Consider the following 20,695-nt stretch of genomic DNA (forward strand, 5'->3'; position numbering starts at 1 on the left):
CGGTGTCGTGCGCGACTGAGGTTGGGGCGTGTTGGTCTGGCGGGTTGGCTGGTGGGTGATTACCGCTCTGCGGTGCGGTCGGAGACGAGGCCGGCGATGGCCAGATGGGTCTCGGTGTAGTACTCGCGGCGGCCGAGGTACCGCTGGAGGGGCCTCCACTGCTTGTGCTCTGCGTTGGCGTGCTCGACGCATATCCGCTCCGAGGATTGCTTCTTGCGGGCCTCCTGCCAGGCGGTGATCTCCTGGGCCGAGGCGTCCTTGGCGGGCTTCTTCGGCGGCGCCTGGACCTGGTCGGGAAACCGTTTGGCCAGGCCCCGGTATCCGGCATCCACCTTGGCCTTGACCTGCGGGTATTGCTCGAAGAGGGCCTCGATTCCCTCGGTCTTGACCGCCGTCTGATCATGCATACGGCCCGGCCGGACCGCGCCGGTCCACAGAGTGCGGCCCTGTCCGTCGGTGATGACGGTGGCCTTCTTGGTGTTCTGCCGCATCTTGCCGGACACGAACGCACGCCGGCCGGGGCGGTGTGCCTTCGGACGCCGCACCCGTACCTCGGTGCCGTCCAGGCGCAGCTCGACACCCTTCGCGGTGGCGTAGGCGAAGACATCGGCCAGCGTGTGCAGACGCAGTCCCGTCTCGCCGGGGACCGCGAAGCCCCGTGCTGCCAGGAGCGGACGGATCTCATGGACGGCCCGCGTGACGGTGGAGCGGTCCACGCCGTAGAAGACGGCGAGGGCGGCGTGCGGAAGCTGGAACCGCAGGATCACCAGGGTCGCGATCACCCGGTCGGTGAAGACCAGTTGATGGCTGGGCCCGCCGCCCTCGGCGCGCAGCCGCTCATGGCCTCGGCGTTCGCTCAGCCGGGACTCTTCCCGCGCCATCCACGGGCTGGCCAACTCGGCGATGAGCGCCCCGAGTCGACGCCTCGAGATGCCCGTGCAGATACGATGCGAGAGAGCCGTACGGGCCAAGGATCGCTTCACAACCATCCCAACCCGTACGGCTCTCCTCACGTTCCCGACCAGCCGAAACCGCTGTCGTACACAACACCGTAACGAATTAGAGGTGTCGGCGTACAAAAAGGGCTTGCCCACGAGGGCTGACCAGGCAAAACGCTCGAGATCACAAATGAGGGGCTCACACCTCCGGCAGTACCTCCGGTGCACCTTTGGATCCCCCTGTGCAGACAACGATTCAGCCAACTGTGGGTACAACCCCCATCCGGGGTACGCCGCAGCAGGCTTACCCAGACGCTGGGAGCCAGCCGAACCGCCGATGCGGCCGAGGCACTCGGCCAGGCGCCGACGTCGGCACCGCTCCTCAGCGAGCTGCCGGGCGAGCCGCGCGCGGTCGATGTAAACGACACCAGTCGCTGGAGCTCGGCCGACTCGAGGGCTGTGAACCGCTCCGCGCCTGCGTGCAAACCCAACCCCCTGTACGCCGTGGCGGGCCGCGTACTACGCCGCGGCGACCGGGCGGGTGGTCAACAGAGCGAGCCACTGGCTGGGGAGCGCCTGCCGCTTGCTGAGGATGTCCGCGACGACGGGCCGGGCGTCAGCGGGCGCCAGCCTGCTGGTCTCGGCCCGGATCGCGTCCCATGCGGCCAGCAGCCGCGCCACCTGCTGGAGCGGCTCGGGCGCCACCAGGAACAACGGGCAGCCCGTGGCGACGCCCTCATCCAGCAAGGCAGCACCGTGAAGTCCGGCGACGCGCTGCTGGTGCGGACCGGGCAGATGAGCGTGCGGCGCGGCCAGTGGGGCGACTACGCCGGCGGCCCCGCTCCCGGCCTGTCCCTGCACACCGCCCCCTGGCTGCATCAGCGGGAGATCGCCGCGATCATCACCGACACCTGGGGAGTGGAGGTCCGGCCCAACGAGATCGACGCCTTCCAGCCGCTGCACCTCATCGCCCAAGTCCACATGGGTCTGGCGTTCGGCGAGATGTTCGACCTCGACGCCCTCGCCACCGCCTGCGCGCAGGACGGACGGTATGAGTTCATGCTCGCCGCCTCACCCCTCCCCATCACCGCAGCGGTCGGCTCCCCCGTCCCCAGCAGTCTCGAGCTCTACCGCCCCTGCACCCGGTCTCCCCGCAGGACTGAGACCGAAGGACAACGAAGGCCTCCCACACCACCGTCTCGGTTTTCCCAGCTCCACCAGCCGAGACCAAGGTCGGTGCAGCCTCCCGAGTCGCCTGCACCTGATGCGGTCACGCGGTGAGGGGCTCTTCGAGGAACTCTAGGATCGCCGCCCGCGCGGGCGTCGTCCCGGCTGCTCGCAGTCGTTCGGCGTAGCGGCGGCCGTGATCGGCCACCGGGCCGTGGGTGGGTGCCACCACGAGTGGGGCCTGCCCGCTCAGGTTGTCGGCGCCGCTATGGCCGCTGCCCCGGTTACGGAAACAACCCCATGCCGTTGGACTTCCCAGGACCCCCGTAGGTCGCGTCTTGCGCATTTCCCGTCAATTATTTCGTTCGATGCACGATGTATTGCGGAACCATAACCGTGTCGTTACGCTCCCCGGCACCAGGCTTCCAGTCGCTACGGATGGCCAATCAGCCGCGGAGCGGCGGTAGTTGACAGCCGACCGGAGGAGTCCAGATGGGTGTCACGCGCAGGGTCTTCCTGCAGGCCGCGATCGCGGCCACCGCCGCGGGCGGGATCGGGGCCGCAGAGACCGCGCTGGCGGCGCCGGCCGGCGCCGCCAGTCCACCCGGCGACGTGGTCGGCAAGGTCACCGTCGGCTACCAGGGCTGGTTCGCGTGTATCGGCGACAGCGCCCCGATCGACGGCTGGTGGCACTGGAGCCAGAATTGGGGCCAGCCGCCGTCCCGGTCCAACACCGGCATCACGTGCTGGCCGGACATGCGCGAGTACACCCACGGTTACCCGACGGCGTACGCGAACCTGGGCAACGGCCAGCCGGCCACGCTGTTCTCCTCGTACGACCAGCAGACCGTGGACCTGCACTTCTCCTGGATGCAGCAGAACGCCATCGACACCGCGGCACTGCAGCGGTTCGACCCCAGCGGCCAGGAGGGGCCCACGCGCGACGGGATGGCGGCGAAGGTCCGCAGCTCCGCCGAGTCGCACGGCGTGAAGTTCTACATCATGTACGACGTCTCCAACTGGTGGAACATGCAGTCCGAGATCAAGACGGACTGGACCACCAAGATGTCGGCGCACACCTCCTCGTCGGCATACGCGCGGCAGAACGGCAAGCCGGTGGTGTGCATCTGGGGCTTCGGCTTCAACGACGACAACCACCCGTTCTCGGTCGATGCCTGCCTGGACGTGATCAACTGGTTCAAGGGGCAGGGCTGTTACGTCATCGGCGGAGTGCCGCGCGAGTGGCGGACCGGCGGCGCGGGCACCAAGACCGGGTACATGGACGTGTACCACGCCTTCAACATGATCTCGCCGTGGATGGTGGGCGCGATCGGCAGTGCCGCGGAGTCCGACAACGCCTACAACACCTACACCGTCGGCGACGAGGCGGACTGCGTCGCGCACGGCATGGACTACCAGCCGTGCGTGCTGCCCGGCGACGTCTCGGGCCGACAGCGGGCGCACGGCGACTTCATGTGGCGGCAGTTCTACAACATGTGCCGGGCCGGGGTGCAGGGCATCTACATCTCGATGTTCGACGAGTACAACGAGGGCAACCAGATCGCCAAGACCGCCGAGACACAGGCCTCGGTGCCCACCGACTCCGGGTTCCTCGCCCTCGACGAGGACGGCACCTTCTGCTCCTCCGACTACTACCTGCGGCTGACCGGCGACGGCGGCCGGATGCTCAAGGGCCAGATCGCCCTGACCGCGATCCGGCCCACCCCGCCGGTGGCCGGCGGCGGCGACATCACCCCGCCCTCCGCGCCCGGGTCGCTGCAGGTCACCGGCCACAGCGACACCACGGTCGCGCTGGCCTGGAACGCCGCCGGCGACAACGTCGGGGTCACCGGATACCGGATCATGCGGGTCAGCGGCTCCACCAGCAGCCAGGCCGGGACCACCACCGGGACCTCCTTCACCGTCACGGACCTGAGCCCGTCCACCGCCTACACCTTCGAGGTGGTGACGACCGACGCGGCCGGGAACCTCTCCCAGCCCTCGAACCAGGTCTCCGTCACCACCGACGCCGGCTCAGGCACCACCGATCTGGCGCTGCACAAGCCCACGTCGGAGAGCAGCCACACCCAGGTCCACGGGTCGGGAAACGCCACCGACGGCGACCCCAACAGCTACTGGGAGAGCGCGAACAACGCCTTCCCGCAGTGGCTCCAGGTGGACCTCCAGGCCCCCACCGGCATCCGCCGGCTGGTCCTGAACCTGCCGCCGTCCACAGCCTGGGGCACCCGCACCCAGACCCTGACGGTGCTGGGCGGCACCGAAGTCGGCACCTTCACCACCCTGCTGCCCTCGGCCAACTGCACCTTCGACCCGGCGACGGGCAACACCGCGACCCTCACCCTGCCCACCTCGGTCACCACCCGCTACGTGCGGCTGAACTTCACCGCCAACACCGGCTGGCCCGCCGGCCAGTGCTCGGGGATGCAGATCTTCAGCACCTGACCGGCCCCACGGCCCGCGGAGCCCGGCGCCACCGCGCCGAGCCCTCCGCTCCGCCGTACGCTCTCCCCGGCCACGCGGTCCCGGCACACGCCGGGGCCGCCCCGCCCGCGACCCCGGGGACATGCCCCCAGGGGTCCGCGCCGTGCACCGCTCAGCGCCGTGGGCAGATCACCTGCCTCGCGAAGCGGCGTCGACTCGGCCCTGCTGGATGCGGTGCGCGAAGTCGGACGGGCCGCCGGCTTCCGACGCCTGGCGACCGAGGGGACTTCACCGAGGGGGCCCGTGCCTTCTACCAGGCCTCCGGCTTGAGGCCCGTGAGCAAGATGCTTGATCAGGAGCTCTGAGATCCACAGAACGGGAGACCGGGGAGTAGCACCGGCCGTCGTAGATGATCATGACGCGGCGTCCGCGGCCCGGAGTTCGAGCGTGCAGCACTTGGCGCTGCCGCCGGACTTCAGGAGTTCGGAGAGCTCCACGCCGACGGGCACGTACCCCCCTCTCCCGCAGCTGGGCGGCGAGTCCGGTGGCCTGCTCGGCCATGACCACGTTCCCGCCGTCGGAGACCGCGTTGAGGCCGAACACCTCGGCGTCGTGGTCCGTGGCGAGCACCGCGTCGGGGTAGAGCTCCGCGAGACGGGCCCGGCTGCCGGCGGAGAAGGCCGCCGGGTAGTACATGATCTCGTCGTCGTCGAGGACGGCGAGCGCGGTGTCCACGTGGTAGAAGCGGGGATTGACCAGAGTCAGCCCGACCACCTCGTGCCCGAACAGCTCACCGGCCTCCTCGTGCGACCGCCGAACAGCGCGACGGCATCAGCCCGAAACTCAGGTGAGTACTTCGACGTCCCCAACAGGAACTCCTGTCCTATGGATCTTCACGATGATCAGCGTGTCCACGATCGCGGGGAAAGGCCCCCATTGCCGGCCCAGACGTTGGCGGGCCAGGTCGAAGGCCGCGATTGGTCGCGACATCCCAGGTCGGCCTCCGCATCCAATAGGTCCTCGGGTCGGTCCAGGAAACCCTCGTAGAACGACCTAAGGTCGCGGAGACGTCCTCGCGCGTCGCGTCCGGCCTGTGTGCGGCAGCGCTGGCGTCGGCAGGTTCCCTCTTCCGGCCGCAGTGGGAGTCGGGGCTGCTGTGCCATTCGGGCAGCCCCGAGGACCCCGGAATGACAGGGCCCTCGGGCCGGCCCAACCCGTCACCGAACACGTCGTCGTTTCAGTCCGTTGTGCGTCGATGCTTCTCTGCGGCGCGTTGCCGCCCGGACCCGCGGAGAGGGGACCGGGCGGCGTGCCGGTGGAACCCAGGGGCCGTCAGTCGCCGCCCCGTCGGGTGGTGGAAGACTGCGTTGTCGCCCCGTCGTTGATCACGAACTGTGAGCCGGGCTCGACTAGGATGCTGCCGTCGGTCGAGTCGGTGATCGTCACGTTCGAGAGCGTCGCGCTGCCGCGGGCTCCGCCGTGGGCGCGGATGCCCGCGCCGTTGTTGGACTTGGAGATCCTCACATCATTGATCTTCACGTCCGGTGTGGCACCCCCGCCCGACTTGAACTGGATGCCGTCGTACGTCGAGTCGTGGATGTCGGTGTCGCGGATTGTGACGCCGGGGATGTTCAGGCCCGACGCGAACAGGGTGATGGCGCCGAACTCTTGTGCCTCTCCCCAGAACGCCCCACCCGTGCGGTACAGGCCGTTGTTCGCGATCAGCGTCTGTCCGGAGAAGGGCAGCGGGTCGTGGTCCGTGGCGAGCATGATGCCGGGATAGTTCATGGTGTCGTAGACCAGGTTGTTCTCGATCTTGTTGCCGTATCCGCCGTACACCGCGATGCCGTTGGCGCGCCACGGCAGCTGGACCGTGTTGTTGCGGAAGACGTTGTCGTGACCGATGTCCACCGACTGGTCCCTCACGTACTTGTTCGCCCAGACCGCAAGCGCATCGTCACCGGTGTTGCGGAACGACGAGTTGAACACCACGGAATTGCGAGTCCCGTTGGTGAAGTTCACGCCGTCCGCGTAGGTGTTGCGGATCCGCATGCCGCTGAACTCCACGCCGTCGCCCGGGCCCCACAGGGCCGGGATGTTGTCGTAGTCGCGGCCGACCCACGCGGCCACGTTGGCGTGCTCGATCCACACATTCGTGATCTTGGTGTCCTTTCCGAACCGGCCGTTGAGACCGACCCCGCCCTCCTGGTTGCCGTCGCCGCCGCGGATGGTGCCCGAGCCGAAGATGGCGATGTCGGAGATCTTGGTGTTGTGGTCGATATCGAAGCCGAAGTTGCCCTCGTGCGGGTGGTTGATGCCGCCCGCCTCGTGCGGTGGGGTCAGCGTGTACAGCTGGGAGTGCCACATGCCCGCGCCGCGGATCGTGACGTCCCTGATGCCCACCTGGTTGAACTGACCCCGGTCCTCCGGGTCGTCGGTGAGGATCTTCTGCTCCTGCCGCCACTGTCCGGCTGGGATCCACACGCACTCGATGGTGCCGTTCTGGTCGGCGGTCACGGCCCGCTGGATGGCACCGGCGTCGTCGATCCCGTCGTTCGGGATCGCGCCGTACTCGGTGATCGAGGTGCACGCGGCCGGTTTACTCGCCGCCGGTGCCACCTGCTCCAGATCGATCAGATCGACGATGTAGTACGCGGCGTCGTCACCGGCGTCGCGCTGGAGCCGGAACTTGGTGCCCTCCGGGTACGTCTGCGCAAGGAGCGCGTGCGACTCGTCGAAGAGCCGCCGTGCGTCGCCGCCGGGGGTGTTGGTCAGCCCCTCCGGAGCGTCGGTGTTGCCGTACAACCAGCTGTGCTTGGAGGACAGGGTCACTTTCTGTACGAAGGTGCCATTCGCGTAGAGACTGAGGGTGGCCTCCCTGCCGCCGCCGCCCGCCGCGTCCGGGATAGAGTTGCGTACGACGATCGAGTTGGACGCGCTGGTCGAGATGACCTCCACGTACTGGCCCGTGGAGTTGAGCCGTACTGACTTGCGGCCCGAGGACTCCGTGGAGAAGTTGGTGTGCCCGAAGGTGCGCTCGGGGTCGGCTTCGAGAAGCGTGCCCTCGTACTTGGCGTCCTCCGCCTCGTACTCGACATACGGCACGGCCGCCCCGCGCCCGACCACGATGGAGCGTGCGAACACGTTGTTGTCCTCGTTCGTCTCGTCCACGACGTCGGCGGCGTCGGCGGTCGCGGTGAGCGTCGCCCCGCCGCTGGTCGCGGTCCAGCTGCCGCTGATGTCGACGGTGGCTGTCTCGGTGGCGGGGACCGCGGGAGCGGTGCCGCTCAAGGTGGTGCTGCCTACCGTCAGGCGTGTGACCGAACCGGCGCCCACCGTGCTGGTGCCGCGGTTGTGGACCCTCACCGTGAACGTGACGTTCGACCCGACGGCAGGGTTGGCCGGGTTGGAGGTGATACCGGTGACTTCCAGGTCGGGGCCCGGGCTCTGGCCGACGGTCAGCTCCGCGTCTGCGGTGCGACTGTTGTTGCTGTTGTCCTGCTCGGAGATCGTGTCCGTCGGGTCGACCACCGCAGAGACGGTGTACCTGCCCTGCGCCCGCTTGCCGATGGTGACCGGCACGGTCGCCGACTCGCTGGCGCCGAGCGCGGGCACCGGGGCGCTGCCCGCGACCGTTCCGTCCAGGCTGACGTTCACGGTCGTCGCGGCCGCGGCCGCCGAACCGATGTTGCTGACGATGGCGTTCATCCTGATCTCGTCGCTCTCGGTGGGCTGTGGGGGATCCCAGGAGAGGTCGGCGAGGGTCAGGTCAGGGTTGGGTGCCGCGGTGCCCATGACCTGGAACTCCGCGACCTGGCCGCCGTACCCGGAGCTGTTGCTGAAGATCTTCAGCTGTACGTCGGCGTAGCGGCCGGTGACCGGGATCGTCACGGTGTTCTGGTTACCCGAGGGGTTGAACGTGTAGTCCGCCCGAGCCTTCAGCGAAGTGAAGTTGTCGGCGGACTGCTCACGCCCGAGCACTTCGATGCTCTGCGTGCGCGTCGACCAGATCGCGTCGGGATTGAGCTTGACCACGATCGACTCCAGATCGGCATTGGCGCCGAGTTTCACCGTCAGCGTCGACGGATGGCCGCTCGACTCCCAATAGGTGCTCGTGCTGTTGTCGTTGGCGTTCGTGGCGAAGTAGTTCTGCGTCGACGAGGACGCCTCGATCGGCTTACTTAGCGCGAGGTTAGCCGCCTCGGCCAAGGGCTGTGCGGTGGCTGCGCCGGCAGTGACGGGCAGGAGCCCGACCGCTATCAGTCCGGCGCTGAGTGCGGCGGTGATCAGCTGTCGGCCGTGTTGCTTCCATCTCATGGCGTCCTCTGTTCCACGGGGGCTGGGGGTTGCCGACGGTGCGCCATGTCGGCACACCGCTGCGGGAGGAGCGGGAGAGCGTCGCGCGGGCGACTCAATTCAGTCGCCGGGAGAGATCGCGTGAGCGTGCGACGTATTTTGAGAGATTCAGTTGATGTTTTGCGCATGCAGCATCACAGACTTACCAGAGGTCATGAGATTGTCAACGCTCCTCACACGGCGGCCAACCGTCCCTGCACAACGCGGCAGTTCAGCGCCCTGGGGCCTCCATCGTGCGCGGGTGGCTGGTCACCCAGGCTTGAGCCGCGCTGATGCCTGCGGGACACTGGCCTGCCGCCGAACAGGTGGCCACACCCTCCTGCGGTCCCTGACCGGGGGTACGAACGCCGTCTCCCGGGCACGGTACGACCGCGGCCACGGCGCGGGCGGCGCGATCACGCCGTGGTCCGCGGCGACACCCGGACGTTCTACGGTTCGACGAACGCCCGGGGCAGATGGGCGGGTGCCAGCAGGGCCTCGCGGGAGGCGCGGGCGGTGTCTGGGTCGCGCTCGTGGGCGTAGTTTTCGACGGCCGGATTGCCAACTGGATGTCGTGCACCAGTGCGTCGCCGGTGACAACGACGTCCCGGCCGCCGGGCTGTTCGACAAGAACGGACTGGTGGCCGGATGTGTGTCCGGCGTGGGAGGCAGGCCCCCGGCATCAGCCGATGCTCCCCGTGCACCTCGTCGAGCTGTCCCGGGTTCGACGACCCATTGCCACACCTGGTCCGACCGATCAAGGGCAGCTGTCTCTGCGTGCTGGACGAGGTAGCGGCCCTGGGGGAACAAGGGCGGCTGTCGTCCTGACCCACCTGCACGAGGACCATGTGGGCTGGTCAACGACAGCTGCCGGGCGCAATGCACAGTCGTTGGTGGGGTTACGGTGGGCACATCAGTCACTGACTGTGGTCACTGTGTCAGGTCGGGTGCCATCGTCGGAGGTGACCCGCGTGGCACACGGTCACATGACTGATGTGCGCCAGGCCCGGTGGTCGCGCTTGGTTACCTACTTGGCCGCCGATGTTCCTTGGATGCTTCTCACGAGCCACCGAGCAGGTACGAGGTCGCGGCATCCCAATCCAGGCTGTTCAGTTCCTCACCCATGGGGACAGCCGCGTCGGTGTCGTGTAGCCAATCCTCCAGACATTGGCGGTCCGCCTCAAAGAGGGCCGACATTCCGCGGGCCTGCAAGCGTATGCGCACCACCCACCGCTGCCTGATGCGCACTGGCCACACTTGCACATCGCCGATCCCGCTGTTCTCTACAAGGCCCGAGTAGAGAAGTTGGCGGCAGACACGCCACATGACGGGTGGCTCGTCCTTCGGCAAAAAGGCGACAGTCACAACGAGGGGGTCGTCGGGATCGAAGCGAAAGTCTGCCTGTATCGGTCTCCGGAACGAACTCCAGAGCTGGTAGATGTCCAACGACAGCGGCGCCACGCCCTGGCGCCCAAACTGCCGAGCCCGCGGGTCGTGCTGATTTTCGGTCATAAGAGACGTGCCCTTCCGTGAGGTCTCCTCTTAGGCCCACGGTCGTCCACCGGACACCTCAGGCACATCGGTCACCTGACTGAGCTTGTTCCGCTTTGACGTTTGCCGATGCCCCGGCAGCCGGCCAAGCCGCAGGACGTCCGGCCGGGACCGCAGCGACGGAATCGACGTAGGCGCGGGCGACGAGTCCGGACCGGTGTCGCGCCTGGTTTGCCCGTTTATAGTCAAATTTGCGTGATAAGACGTCAAAAGACGTTGACGGAGAGCGCCGTCAGGTGGGCAGCGACGAACAAGGCTCGCGAACGCCCGAGAGCCGGGCCTGGAGAGGCCGGGCGTTGCACCGGCGGAAGGTGGACGGGTGTGCGGCACTACGACCTGGTGGTTCTGGGGGCGGGCAGCGGGAACATGGGAAGGGTGCGCCGCCAGCGCTGCGCTTGAGTGTCGCGGCCGCAGGACAGCCCACGCACAGACCGGGCGGTGGCGACGGTACTGACGAAGCGTCACTACGTAATTACAGGACGGTTTGCAAGGCCATGCGCTGGACAGTACGAGACGGGCAGGACAGGTCCAATGACCAGGGCCGCGGCTGCGCTCGGGCCTTGCCGCCAGCGTGCGTCACCTGCGTGCTTGTACAGGCGGGACAGCCGAGTCCAGGGCGTCGTCAGCGCCAGCCGGTCATAGCGACGCTGCTGGGCACCTCATCTCATGCAGTAGTTAGGTCATTTGGTCGATGCTTGTGACGGTCAGCGCTGCTTACCGTGAGTCGTACTCGGAAGGCGTCCGAGACACAACAGGAGCGATCACATGAGCACAGTGAAGAACATCGTTCTCGTGCATGGAGGGTTCGTTGATGGTTCCGGCTGGCAGCCGGTCTACCACATCCTTACCCGTGACGGCTTCAACGTCAGCGTTGTACAGAACCCGACTCACACCCTCGAGGGTGACGTCACAGCCACTCACCAGGTCCTCGATGTCCAGGACGGGCCGGTTGTGCTGGTTGGCCACTCCTACGGCGGGGCCGTGATCACCGAGGCCGGCCGTCACGAGAGTGTTGCGGCGCTCGTCTACATCGCCGCCTTCGCGCCGGACAAGGGCGAGTCGGTCAACACTCTCCTCGCCGACCCGCTGCCCGGGGCCCCCGTTCCCCCGATCCTGCCGCCCCGTGACGGTTTCCTCTTCCTGGACCGTGAGAAGTTCGCTGCCACGTTCGCGGGGGATGTAGCACCCGAGGAGGCCCAGTTCATGGCCGACTCCCAGGTGCCCTGGGGCGTGGATGCGCTCGGCGGCGTGGTCACCGAGGCTGCCTGGCGCGCCAAGCCGAGCTGGTACCTCGTGCCGGGTGACGACAGGATGATTCCTCCGCCTGCGCAGCGGGCGATGGCCGAGCGGGCCGGAGCCACCGTGCAAGAGGTCCCCGGAAGCCACGCCATCTACGTCTCCCAGCCGGAGGCTGTGGCGGATCTGATCAAGCGGGCTGCCACCCACCAGGCGTAGTCCGTCACAGTCTGGCGCTGCCCAGCAAAGGCATCGTCCGAAGCGTCCCCTACCTCTTGTTCCGAGATCACTCAGCAGGCGGTAGGAGCATCAATCCTGCTTCACAGCAGGAATCGTGCCACGCAATTCTGAATGCGCGTGAAGCGCTCGCGAATCCTCATGGAATTCGCGTTATGGCTGCATGTCATACGTCCACGCCGCGCAGTGCTGGTCGCTGCGTGAGCTGGGCGGAGCCACCACCACCACAAGAGAAGAAGGTCCTGGTACATGCATAAGAAGAAGAAGACCCTGCGCCGCGGGATAATTGCCGCTGGTGCCGCCGCCACCGCGGCGGCTGCCGTTCTGGTGTCGACGGCTTCCGCTGCTCCGGCGCCCCTGCAGCTCCACACGGATGCCGCCAAGCCGACCGTTGTGCTCGTGCACGGCGCCTGGGCGGACGCCTCTGGCTGGAACGGTGTCAGTGAGCGTCTGCAGGACGATGGGTATCGGGTCGTAGCCCCGGCCAACCCGCTGCGCGGCGTGGCCAACGACTCGTCCTACATCGCCAGCGTCCTGAAGTCGATCGAGGGCCCGATCGTCCTGGTCGGACACTCCTACGGTGGCACCGTCATCACCAACGCCGCGGCGGGCAACCCGAACGTCAAGGCGCTCGTCTACGTCGCCGCGTTCGTCCCCGACAAGGGAGAACTCCAGGGCGACCTGCTGGGCAAGTTCCCCGGCAGCGAGATCCCGGACGCGATCAACCCGGTGCCGTACTCCACCGCCGACGGAACGACCGGAACCGATCTGTACCTGAAGGCCGACAAGTTCCGCAGTGCGTTCGCCGGCGACCTGCCGGTCTCCACCACCCGTTTGATGGAGGCCTCGCAGCGCCCGTTCACCGCTGCCGGGTTCGAGGAGTCGACAACGGCCGCCGCCTGGCACGACATCCCGTCCTTCGGGCTCGTCGCCGGGGCGGACAAGGCGATCCCGCCGGCCCTCGAGCGCTTCGAGTACGAGCGGGCCGGCGCCAAGAAGGTCGTGGAGGTCCCCGGGGCTTCCCACGTCGTCTTCATCAGCCACCCGGGCATCACCACCAAGCTCATCGAGCAGGCGGACGCTGCCACCCGCTGACCACCCCTGAGCGGCATGACCCTGACGGGTGCAACTGGCAGGGCCATCCGATTCACCGGGTGTCAGCAGCCAGGCGTGGGGCCGGAAACCCGGCCCCACGCCTGTACGCGCTGCTGCCCCCCTGCACAGCCGCTTGACGCCTCGGTGTCACAGGACATGCACCACACCCTTGGCGCTGATCGATGCCGGCGACGGAGCCTGTACGGTCCTCGGCTCTGTTCTCTTACTCGTGGTAACGGTGCGTGGTGGTCACTGACGGAGGATGCGGTGGCGGAGGAGGCCAGACCCCGGCCACCGCTGCGGTGACCGACCCCGTTGCCACTACCACGGTCCACGGTCCGGATGTGTTGTTCCCGGTCCGCAGACTGTTCGGCCGCCGTGAGCAGGTCATTCCCCATGGTGCTTTCAACGTCTACAGACCCTGTGCCCGTCGTCAGACATCGGCTGCCACGAGCAGCGGATGCCTTTAGAGGAGCAGCAATTGCCTCACTGGTTCGCACACCTACAGCACACTGCCCGGAGTGGGATTTCAACGCTCGGTCCAGGCACCGGACGACATCGGTACCGAGGCGCCGAAGACGAACGAGATCCGCATGAGGGCGATGCGAGCGCCGAGTTCCGCGGCCACCGCTGGGTCAGTGAAGCGTCCCTCACCGCACGCAGCATGGATCCCTACAGCTGGACCGACCAGCCTGCGCCCCGGACCGGCAACGAAGAAGACCGTTTTCCTGGGAGCGGCCAGGGGGCTCGCGGCACTTCGCCAACGACCTAGATGGGTGCTTCGAGCGGGACGTGCTGACCCTCCTAGACCCGATGTATCGCGCCGCGGTGTGCATGACGGGAAGCCCGGCCGTGGCAGAAGAGCTGGAACTGGAGACTTTCGGGCGGGCCTACATCGGTTTTCGGGAGATGCTTCCCGGGGCAGACCGAAAGCTCTGGCTCTACCGCATCCTCGCCGGCACCTACATCGACATCCGCCGCGAGCAGTACAGCCATCCGAGCGGCAACAGGTGGCAGAAGACTGACCCTTATCACCACGCCACCTGGGGCGAGGGGGACTGTCCAATCAACGGGTCTGGCCCGTAGTCGGTGGTGACGCTGGGTGTCCGTCAGGGCAGGAGCTCTGATGCCCTTTGCGTCCATTGGTGGCCCGGTAAATTGACTCACCGCGTTGATAGGCAAAAACGAAATGCCTAAACGGCTGTTGCGAAAACTCCCTAAATCACCGGCATTGCAGGTCAGATGCACTCCTCACAGGTCGCCACGTGAAAGCGCGAGGCTAGGGTCACCTCATGAGACGGCCGATTCCGGTCGCTTCCCCTCATGCACGGCGGCGTCCCAGCCGTTGCCCCGGGCTACACAACGGGCGGGTCCGTTTCGATCCTTACCGCCAGGGCTACCTACCCCCGAAATCGACGGAAAGGAGACTCCGTGGCCACGCCCGCAGTGGTGGAGATCTCTCGATGGCAATTCGCCATCACCGCAGTGTTTCATATGAGCTTTCCCGCACTGACTGTCGGACTCTCCCTCTTCCTGGCGGTGATGTACACGGTCTACGTCAGGACCGAAAATCCGCTGTACCTTCAGATATTTCGTTTCTGGAAGAAGATATTCGCGGTCGGATTCGGCCTCGGTGTGGTCGCCGGAACCGTCATGACCTTCGAATTCGGTCTCAACTGGGGAAGTTACGCCCATGCTGTCGGGCCGATCCTCGGTGTCACGATCGGCATGGAGGTCATCACGGCCTTCTTTCTGGAGGCCGGGTTCATCGGCATCATGCTGTACGGCGACGGAAGGGTGCGCCCCCGTACCATGGCGTTCGCCTGCTGGATGATCGTCGTCGGCACCCTGCTGTCCACGACATGGATCCTGTCGGCCAACAGCTGGATGCAGGATCCCGTGGGCTTCACCGAGGTCAAGGGCCAGTTCTGGGCAAGCGACTGGTGGCACGTGCTGTTCAACCCGGCGTTCTCCTACAGGTACCCGCACATCCTGCTTGCCGTGCTGATCAGCGCCTGCTGGTTCATCGGCGGGATCGCCGCCTGGTACCTGGTCAAGCAGCGGGCGCTGCCTTTCGCACGCCGCACCCTCTCCATCGCCCTCGGAGTGCTGGCCATCCTGATGCCCGTACAGCTGTACGTGGGAGACGCGACCGCTGCGTTCATGGGCGCGCACCAGCCAGCGAAGCTCCAGGCCTTCGAGGGCAACTGGAAGACCGACAACAACGGCTACAACCTGCTCGTGGTGCCGAACACTGACAAGGGCGAGAACGAGCTCCATGTCGAGATACCTCACCTGGGCGCCGTCATCGGCAAGGATCTGACCGGCCAGGCGAACGTCCCCGGGCTACTGCAGACGCCGAAGGCCGATCGCCCCAACATGTGGTCGGCTTTTTACGGCTTCCGGGCGATGTACTTCACCGCTCTGGCGATGTTCGCCATGGCCTTCGCCGGAGTGGTGCTGCGGCTGCGCGGCAGGCTGTACACCGCCCGGCGGTTCCACCGGCTGATGGTCTGGATGGCCCCCGCCGGTGTCATAGCGATCAGCGGCGGCTGGATCACGGCGGAGACCGGCCGGCAGCCTTGGGTCGTCTATGGCCTGATCCGCACCAGTGACGCCGTCTCCCATCTCTCACTCGGCGCGGCGATCGCCAGCCTCATCGGCTTCGTCGGCGTCTACGCGCTGCTGCTTGGGCTGTGGATCCGCTACATCGTCCGCACAGTGCGGACCGGCCCCGAACACCTGGTGGCGGACGTTGGTCCCACCATCAACCCGACCGAGGTGGGCCATGCTTGAGTACACGTCATACGCCTTGGTCCTGTTCGCGCTCGGTGCCTATCTGCTGCTCGACGGATACGACCTGGGCATCGGCATCCTGAGCCTGCTCGACCGCAGCGACCGGCGGCGCAAGGAGTACAACGAGCTGATCGCCACCGCCTGGGACGCCAACGAGAGTTGGATCATTCTGGCCGCAGTGGCGTTGTGGGCGGGCCTGCCCGGTGTCTACGCCACCGTGCTGCCCGGCGTCTACCTGCCGCTCGTGGTCATGCTGCTGGCCTTCGTGCTGCGCGGCGCGGCCATCGAGCTGCAGAGCGTCGCCCCCGGCTACCGGCGCGGCTGGGGGCTCGTCTTCGGGCTCTCCTCCCTGGTCACCTCGCTGTGCCAAGGGCTCGTGATCGGAGCCGTCCTGTCCGGGCTGCCCCATCGCGGTGGGGTGTTCACCGGGGGCACCTTCGACTGGTTCACGCCGTACAGCGTGCTTTGTGCCCTGGGGCTGGCGGCCGTGCATCTGCTGGCCGGCGCCGCATGGCTGCAGGACAAGACTGTGGGGACCGCCCACCACCGGGCGGGCCGGCTGGGTCGGCCGCTGCTTCTGACGGTCGCGGCGGCCGGCGTGGTCCTGGCGCTCGGGCTCTCGCTCGCCGACCCGCAGCGCTTCCGTTTTGACGAGCCGCTCCGCACAACCCTGTTCGGCCTGGCCGTGGCCGCCGCCGTGGTCTGCGGGGCCATCGCGTGGTACGGATTCGGCCGCCGACCCGACTGGCGTCCGTTCGCCGCCGTGGCCGGTTTGGAGGCGTCGGGTCTGCTCGCGCTCGTGGCCGCCACCGCGCCCGTCGTCGTCCCTCCCGACCTGACCGTGCACGCCGCGGCCAGCCCTCACGGGTCGCAGCTGTTCCTGCTCATCGGGGTGGGCGGGTGCATGCCGGTCGTGCTGGCGTACAACATCTACGCGTGGTGGGTCTTCCGCGGGAAGTTGACCCAGTCGGCGGGCCTCACCGACCAGTCACCGGCCCTCACCGACTCCGTCGGCCCGTCCGACACCACCGGCGAGGAACACACCGCTGACGCGCCGGTGTCGCGTGTGCCCGGCGACGGTCCGCGTGCGGCCGTCGTCGTCCGGCGTGTGCTGTTGACGCTCCTCGCCGTTGCGGTGGCGGCCGTCTCGCAGGACATCTTCGGTGGCGTGGCCACGTGGATCGATCCGACCGGGATCGCGGTGTTCTCTGTCACCGCACTCGCCGTATGGATTCGAGCCGACCGCCGCTCCGCATCCGCCGGCGAATTCGATCTCCGGGCAGCCGAACGATGAACGACATTTCCGACCAACTCGCCAGGCTGGGCCGCGACGACGACGGTCAGCAACAGACTGCCCGGCTACTCACCGCATGGGCTTCCGTCGGCGAACCGGCGTTCCGGCGAGCCGGCACCCTGCGCGGGCTCGCGGCCACGGGCCATGTCCTGTGGGCCGCGGGCCTGGGCTGGGCGGCCCAGGCCGCACTGCGCTCCCAGCACCAAGGCGTGGCGCTGGCTCCGGTGCTCAGCAGTGTGGCCATGGTCGCCGCCGGGCTGATGCTGCGCGGGCTCCTGCTCGTGGTGGCCGACCGGGTGGCCGACGACGGAGCGGCCGCGGTCCAAGACCATCTGCGCGCCCGACTGCTCCGGGCCGCGCTGCCCACGACGGGCGCGCCGTCCGAGGAGGTGTCAGACGCCGCTCTCGGCGAGGCACTCGACAGCGAGGTGAACCGGCTGACCGGTTGGCTGACGACCTACGTCCCCGCCCGGCGGTCGATGCTGCTGGGAAGCGGCATCGTGCTGGCCTCCATCGCGGCCGGCAGTTGGACCGTCGCACTGGTGCTGGTGCTGGCTACCCCGCTGCTGCCCGTCAACCTCAAGGTCATCGGCATGGGCACCCGCGTCGCCGTGCACGCCCAGCTCACCGCCACACGGACACTGAGCACCCGTCTGCTGGACCGGCTGCGCGGACTGCCCACGCTCGTCGGCCTGGGAGCCGGCGAGGAGGCGGTGCGCGCCACCGAGGCCGACGACCGGGAACTGGCCGCGCGTACCCGCACCGTCCTGCGGGTGGCCTTCCTCTCGACCGCCTGGATCGAGCTCCTCATCACCGTGGCCATGGCCGTCGTCGCCACGTACTGCGGCCTCGCCCTGCTCGGTTACCTGGACCTGCCGGTGGTGCCATCCACCATGAGCCTGGACACCGCACTGTTCGTGCTCGTCCTGACCCCGGTGTACTTCGCCCCCGCCCGGGAGCTCGCCCGCGGCTACCATGCCCGCGCCGAGGCTGCCGCGGCGGCCGAACTGATCGCGGAGATCATCGACGCGGCCCCGGACGCATCGGCTGGTGGTCCCGTGACCGACGTGCCCGTCGTTCGTCATCCGAGTCGACCCAGCCCGGCCGGTGTCATCCTGGAGGCAGTAGAGGTGCGGTACCCGGGCAGGGACGAGGCCGCCCTGGACGACGTCACCCTGACGGTGCGCCCAGGTTCGGTCCTGGCCATCAGCGGGCCCAGCGGCGCGGGCAAGACCACCCTGCTCTCCGTGGCTGCGGGCCTACGCGCCCCGGACCGCGGGCGGTGCCTGCACATCGTGAGTTCCGGCACCCGGCTGGCCTCCCCGGCCGCCACGGCATGGGCCGGCCAGCCCTCCTACCTCCTGCCGGGCACGCTGCGGGACAACCTGCTGCTGGCCCGGCCCGACGCCGGCGCCGATGCCGATGAGCAACTGACCGCGGCATTCGCCTTTTTGGGCTTCGAGGACCTGCTGGCCACACTCCCCCAAGGCCTGGCGACCCAGATCGGGGAGCGCGGCTGGGGGCTGTCCTCGGGGCAGATGCAGCAACTGGTGCTGGTCCGCGTACTGCTGCACAAATCTCCGCTGCTGTGCCTGGACGAACCCACCGCGCATCTGGACCCGGACGGCGAGGCCCGCGTCATCGCGGCCATACGGACGCTCGCGCGCAGCCGCACCGTGGTCGTCACCACCCACAGTCCCGCGCTGCTCGACGTCGCGGACGACGTCGTGCAGTTGAGCCGGGGACGGCTGACCGGGACCGGGAGAACGCTGTGAACGCATTCAAACTGCTGTGGACGGCGGCAGACCGCCGCACACGACGCGACCTGCTGCGCGCGGTCGCGCTCGCCGGGACGGCCGAACTGTGCGCCGCCGGTCTGCTGGGTGTGTCCGGCTGGTTCCTGACCGCCTGCGCGGTGGTTACCGCACAGGCGAACACCACCTGGTCGTGGATGTACCCCTCGGGTGCCGTCCGCGCTCTTGCTCTGAGCCGCACCGGTCTGCGGTACGCGGAACGCCTGGTCAGCCATGGAGCCCTGCTGGGCGCGACTGTCTCGCTTCGCTCCCGGCTGGTCCACGCCGCGACGACCGTGCCGGCGCGCGAACTGCGGAACGGACGCGACGGCAACCTGATGGCCCGGCTCACCGGCGACGTGGAAGCGGTGGGCGGGATACCGGCCCAGGTTGTTCCGCCGCTGGCCGGGATCGGCCTGACGGCCACCGTCGTCGTCGCTCTGCTGCTGGTGGCCAGTCCTTTGGCGGGCACCGCCGAACTGGTGCTGCTCGCGGTCTCGGCGGCCACGGCAGTGGCCGCCGACCGGCGAACCCGCGAGCACCAGCGGGCAGCCGCCGCCGCCCGCGCCACCGCCCGCACCGCGCTGCTCAGCGCGCGCTCCGCGCTCCCCGAACTGCGCTGCCTGGGCGCGGTCGACGTGGTACGCGACCAGGTCACGCGATCGGTTGACCAGTCCCGGCGTGCGGAGGCAGCGGTCGCCGTGGTGATGCGCCGGGCCCGGCTGCTGCTGCGGCTGCTGGCCATAGCGGGCCAGGCAGCGGTTCTGCTCCTGGCGCTGTCCGGTCCCGTGTTCACCCAGCCCGCCGCCGACGCCATCGGCGAGGTGCTACTGGTGGCGGCCGCGTACGAACTGATGGAGACCCTTCCCCAAGTGCTCCGCGACCACGGCCTGGCCGCCGATGCCACGCTGCGGCTGGGGGACCTGGTAAACCGCGCGTTCCCGACTGGCCAACGCCCCGCGCTCCCGACGACAGCCGCAGGGCCGACACGAACCCTGGTAGCCCGCCGGGTTCCCGTGGGTCTCGCCGACGACCGCACCAGCTGGTCGGGGGTGATCGGACCCCGTGACGTCATCGTCGTCACCGGGCCCAACGGCAGCGGGAAGAGCACCCTGCTGGAGACTCTCGCCGGACGGATCGCCCCCGCAGCTCCCGGGTCGGTGCTGCTCGCCGGCGCGCCCGTCGACTCCCTGCCCGCCAGTGTGATCGCAGATACGCTCACCCTTGTCGAGGCGGAAGACTGGATCGCCGACGCGACCGTCGCCGAGAACCTCCGGCAGGCCGCCCCCGGCGCGGACAACGACACCCTCCGGGCCGCGCTCGCGGCCGCCGCCCTGCAACAGCTCCCCCTCCACACCCCGACGGGCCCGCTGGGCAGCGCGCTGTCGCAGGGCCAGCGACGCCGCCTGGTGATCGCCAGGGCAGTGCTGCGGGCACCGGCGGTCCTGCTGCTCGACGAACCAACGACCGGCCTCGACGAGCGCACGGCGGTGCGGATGCTCACGTGTGTCCGCCGCGCCCTGCCGGACAGCGCCCTGGTAATCGCCCTACCGGACCGGCACCACGAACTGATTCCTTTCACCGCCACCCACACGTTGCGGCTGCAGCCAAACTCCCGGCAACCGCTGAGCGCCCAGAGCTAGGGAGACGCACAGCCCCCATTCACGACGCACCGCAGCCGGTACGCCACCCGCAAGAACAAGGTCAGCCACCGAAACCACCGCTCCGCGACGGGTAGCCGTCGTCGTCGACCGCACCACCGACCAGGACTACCGGAATCGAGATCCGGACCGGGAAGAAAGAGGTGGTTC

The 20,695-nt window shown here is 68.2% G+C and carries 12 protein-coding genes and 3 pseudogenes; 9 read left to right on the top strand and 6 right to left on the bottom strand.

Going from position 1 to position 20,695, the window contains the following annotated elements; translation table 11 throughout:
* Positions 1-59: 59 nt before the first annotated feature.
* Positions 60-989, bottom strand: a complete 930-nt coding sequence (locus OHB49_RS00140; RefSeq protein ID WP_329156865.1) for a transposase family protein — start codon at positions 987-989, stop codon at positions 60-62.
* A 468-nt stretch (positions 990-1,457) separates the two neighbouring features.
* Positions 1,458-1,685: a hypothetical protein gene (locus OHB49_RS00145; protein WP_329156868.1), complete on the bottom strand. Its 228-nt coding sequence runs from the start codon at positions 1,683-1,685 to the stop codon at positions 1,458-1,460.
* Between OHB49_RS00145 and OHB49_RS00150 the strand changes: the two are divergent.
* Positions 1,686-2,048, top strand: a pseudogene (locus tag OHB49_RS00150) (cyclase family protein); the annotation flags it as partial.
* Between the two features lie 211 nt (positions 2,049-2,259).
* On the opposite strand, the pseudogene OHB49_RS45640 reads toward OHB49_RS00150, so the two are convergent.
* Positions 2,260-2,367 (bottom strand): annotated as a pseudogene (locus tag OHB49_RS45640) (alpha/beta hydrolase); the annotation flags it as partial.
* A gap of 230 nt (positions 2,368-2,597) precedes the next feature.
* On the opposite strand from OHB49_RS45640, the gene OHB49_RS00160 reads away from it, so the two are divergent.
* Positions 2,598-4,568: a discoidin domain-containing protein gene (locus OHB49_RS00160; protein ID WP_329156870.1), complete on the top strand. Its 1,971-nt coding sequence runs from the start codon at positions 2,598-2,600 to the stop codon at positions 4,566-4,568.
* Between the two features lie 392 nt (positions 4,569-4,960).
* Here OHB49_RS00160 and OHB49_RS00165 read toward each other — a convergent pair.
* From OHB49_RS00165 to OHB49_RS00175, 3 genes and pseudogenes are all read right to left on the bottom strand, one after another.
* Positions 4,961-5,372, bottom strand: a pseudogene (locus tag OHB49_RS00165) (dimethylarginine dimethylaminohydrolase family protein); the annotation flags it as partial.
* Positions 5,373-5,879: 507 nt separating this feature from the next.
* Positions 5,880-8,864: a CARDB domain-containing protein gene (locus OHB49_RS00170; RefSeq protein ID WP_329156872.1), complete on the bottom strand. Its 2,985-nt coding sequence runs from the start codon at positions 8,862-8,864 to the stop codon at positions 5,880-5,882.
* 1,077 nt (positions 8,865-9,941) lie between these two features.
* Positions 9,942-10,394, bottom strand: coding sequence for an SsgA family sporulation/cell division regulator (locus tag OHB49_RS00175; RefSeq protein WP_329156873.1), 453 nt, complete (start codon positions 10,392-10,394; stop codon positions 9,942-9,944).
* An 804-nt stretch (positions 10,395-11,198) separates the two neighbouring features.
* Between OHB49_RS00175 and OHB49_RS00180 the strand changes: the two genes are divergently transcribed.
* The 7 genes from OHB49_RS00180 (at position 11,199) to OHB49_RS00210 (ending at position 20,527) form a co-directional block, all read left to right on the top strand.
* Positions 11,199-11,888: an alpha/beta hydrolase gene (locus OHB49_RS00180; protein WP_329156875.1), complete on the top strand. Its 690-nt coding sequence runs from the start codon at positions 11,199-11,201 to the stop codon at positions 11,886-11,888.
* Between the two features lie 267 nt (positions 11,889-12,155).
* Positions 12,156-13,001, top strand: coding sequence for an alpha/beta fold hydrolase (locus tag OHB49_RS00185; protein ID WP_329156877.1), 846 nt, complete (start codon positions 12,156-12,158; stop codon positions 12,999-13,001).
* Between the two features lie 852 nt (positions 13,002-13,853).
* Positions 13,854-14,087 (top strand): hypothetical protein, encoded by a 234-nt coding sequence (locus OHB49_RS00190; RefSeq protein ID WP_329156878.1) that lies wholly within the window; start codon positions 13,854-13,856, stop codon positions 14,085-14,087.
* 345 nt (positions 14,088-14,432) lie between these two features.
* Positions 14,433-15,797: a cytochrome ubiquinol oxidase subunit I gene (locus OHB49_RS00195; protein ID WP_329156880.1), complete on the top strand. Its 1,365-nt coding sequence runs from the start codon at positions 14,433-14,435 to the stop codon at positions 15,795-15,797.
* Positions 15,790-17,091, top strand: a complete 1,302-nt coding sequence (locus OHB49_RS00200; RefSeq protein ID WP_329156882.1) for a cytochrome d ubiquinol oxidase subunit II — start codon at positions 15,790-15,792, stop codon at positions 17,089-17,091. The genes OHB49_RS00195 and OHB49_RS00200 overlap by 8 nt, the downstream gene beginning before the upstream one ends.
* Positions 17,088-18,866, top strand: coding sequence for an ABC transporter ATP-binding protein/permease (locus OHB49_RS00205; RefSeq protein ID WP_329156883.1), 1,779 nt, complete (start codon positions 17,088-17,090; stop codon positions 18,864-18,866). The genes OHB49_RS00200 and OHB49_RS00205 overlap by 4 nt, the downstream gene beginning before the upstream one ends.
* The gene (locus OHB49_RS00210; RefSeq protein WP_329156884.1) at positions 18,863-20,527 is read left to right on the top strand and encodes an ATP-binding cassette domain-containing protein; all 1,665 of its coding nucleotides are present in this window, start codon (positions 18,863-18,865) and stop codon (positions 20,525-20,527) included. The genes OHB49_RS00205 and OHB49_RS00210 overlap by 4 nt, the downstream gene beginning before the upstream one ends.
* Positions 20,528-20,695 lie beyond the last annotated feature (168 nt).

The organism is Streptomyces sp. NBC_01717 (genome assembly GCF_036248255.1).
GTDB lineage: Bacteria > Actinomycetota > Actinomycetes > Streptomycetales > Streptomycetaceae > Streptomyces.

What these genes read in the sequence shown, in the direction of transcription:
- OHB49_RS00200 (WP_329156882.1), top strand. Translation starts at nt 15,790, where the DNA reads ATGCTTGAGTACACGTCATACGCCTTGGTCCTGTTCGCGCTCGGTGCC.
- OHB49_RS00180 (WP_329156875.1), top strand. Translation starts at nt 11,199, where the DNA reads ATGAGCACAGTGAAGAACATCGTTCTCGTGCATGGAGGGTTCGTTGAT.
- OHB49_RS00160 (WP_329156870.1), top strand. Translation starts at nt 2,598, where the DNA reads ATGGGTGTCACGCGCAGGGTCTTCCTGCAGGCCGCGATCGCGGCCACC.
- OHB49_RS00185 (WP_329156877.1), top strand. Translation starts at nt 12,156, where the DNA reads ATGCATAAGAAGAAGAAGACCCTGCGCCGCGGGATAATTGCCGCTGGT.
- OHB49_RS00175 (WP_329156873.1), bottom strand. Translation starts at nt 10,394, where the DNA reads ATGACCGAAAATCAGCACGACCCGCGGGCTCGGCAGTTTGGGCGCCAG.
- OHB49_RS00205 (WP_329156883.1), top strand. Translation starts at nt 17,088, where the DNA reads ATGAACGACATTTCCGACCAACTCGCCAGGCTGGGCCGCGACGACGAC.
- OHB49_RS00140 (WP_329156865.1), bottom strand. Translation starts at nt 989, where the DNA reads ATGGTTGTGAAGCGATCCTTGGCCCGTACGGCTCTCTCGCATCGTATC.
- OHB49_RS00170 (WP_329156872.1), bottom strand. Translation starts at nt 8,864, where the DNA reads ATGAGATGGAAGCAACACGGCCGACAGCTGATCACCGCCGCACTCAGC.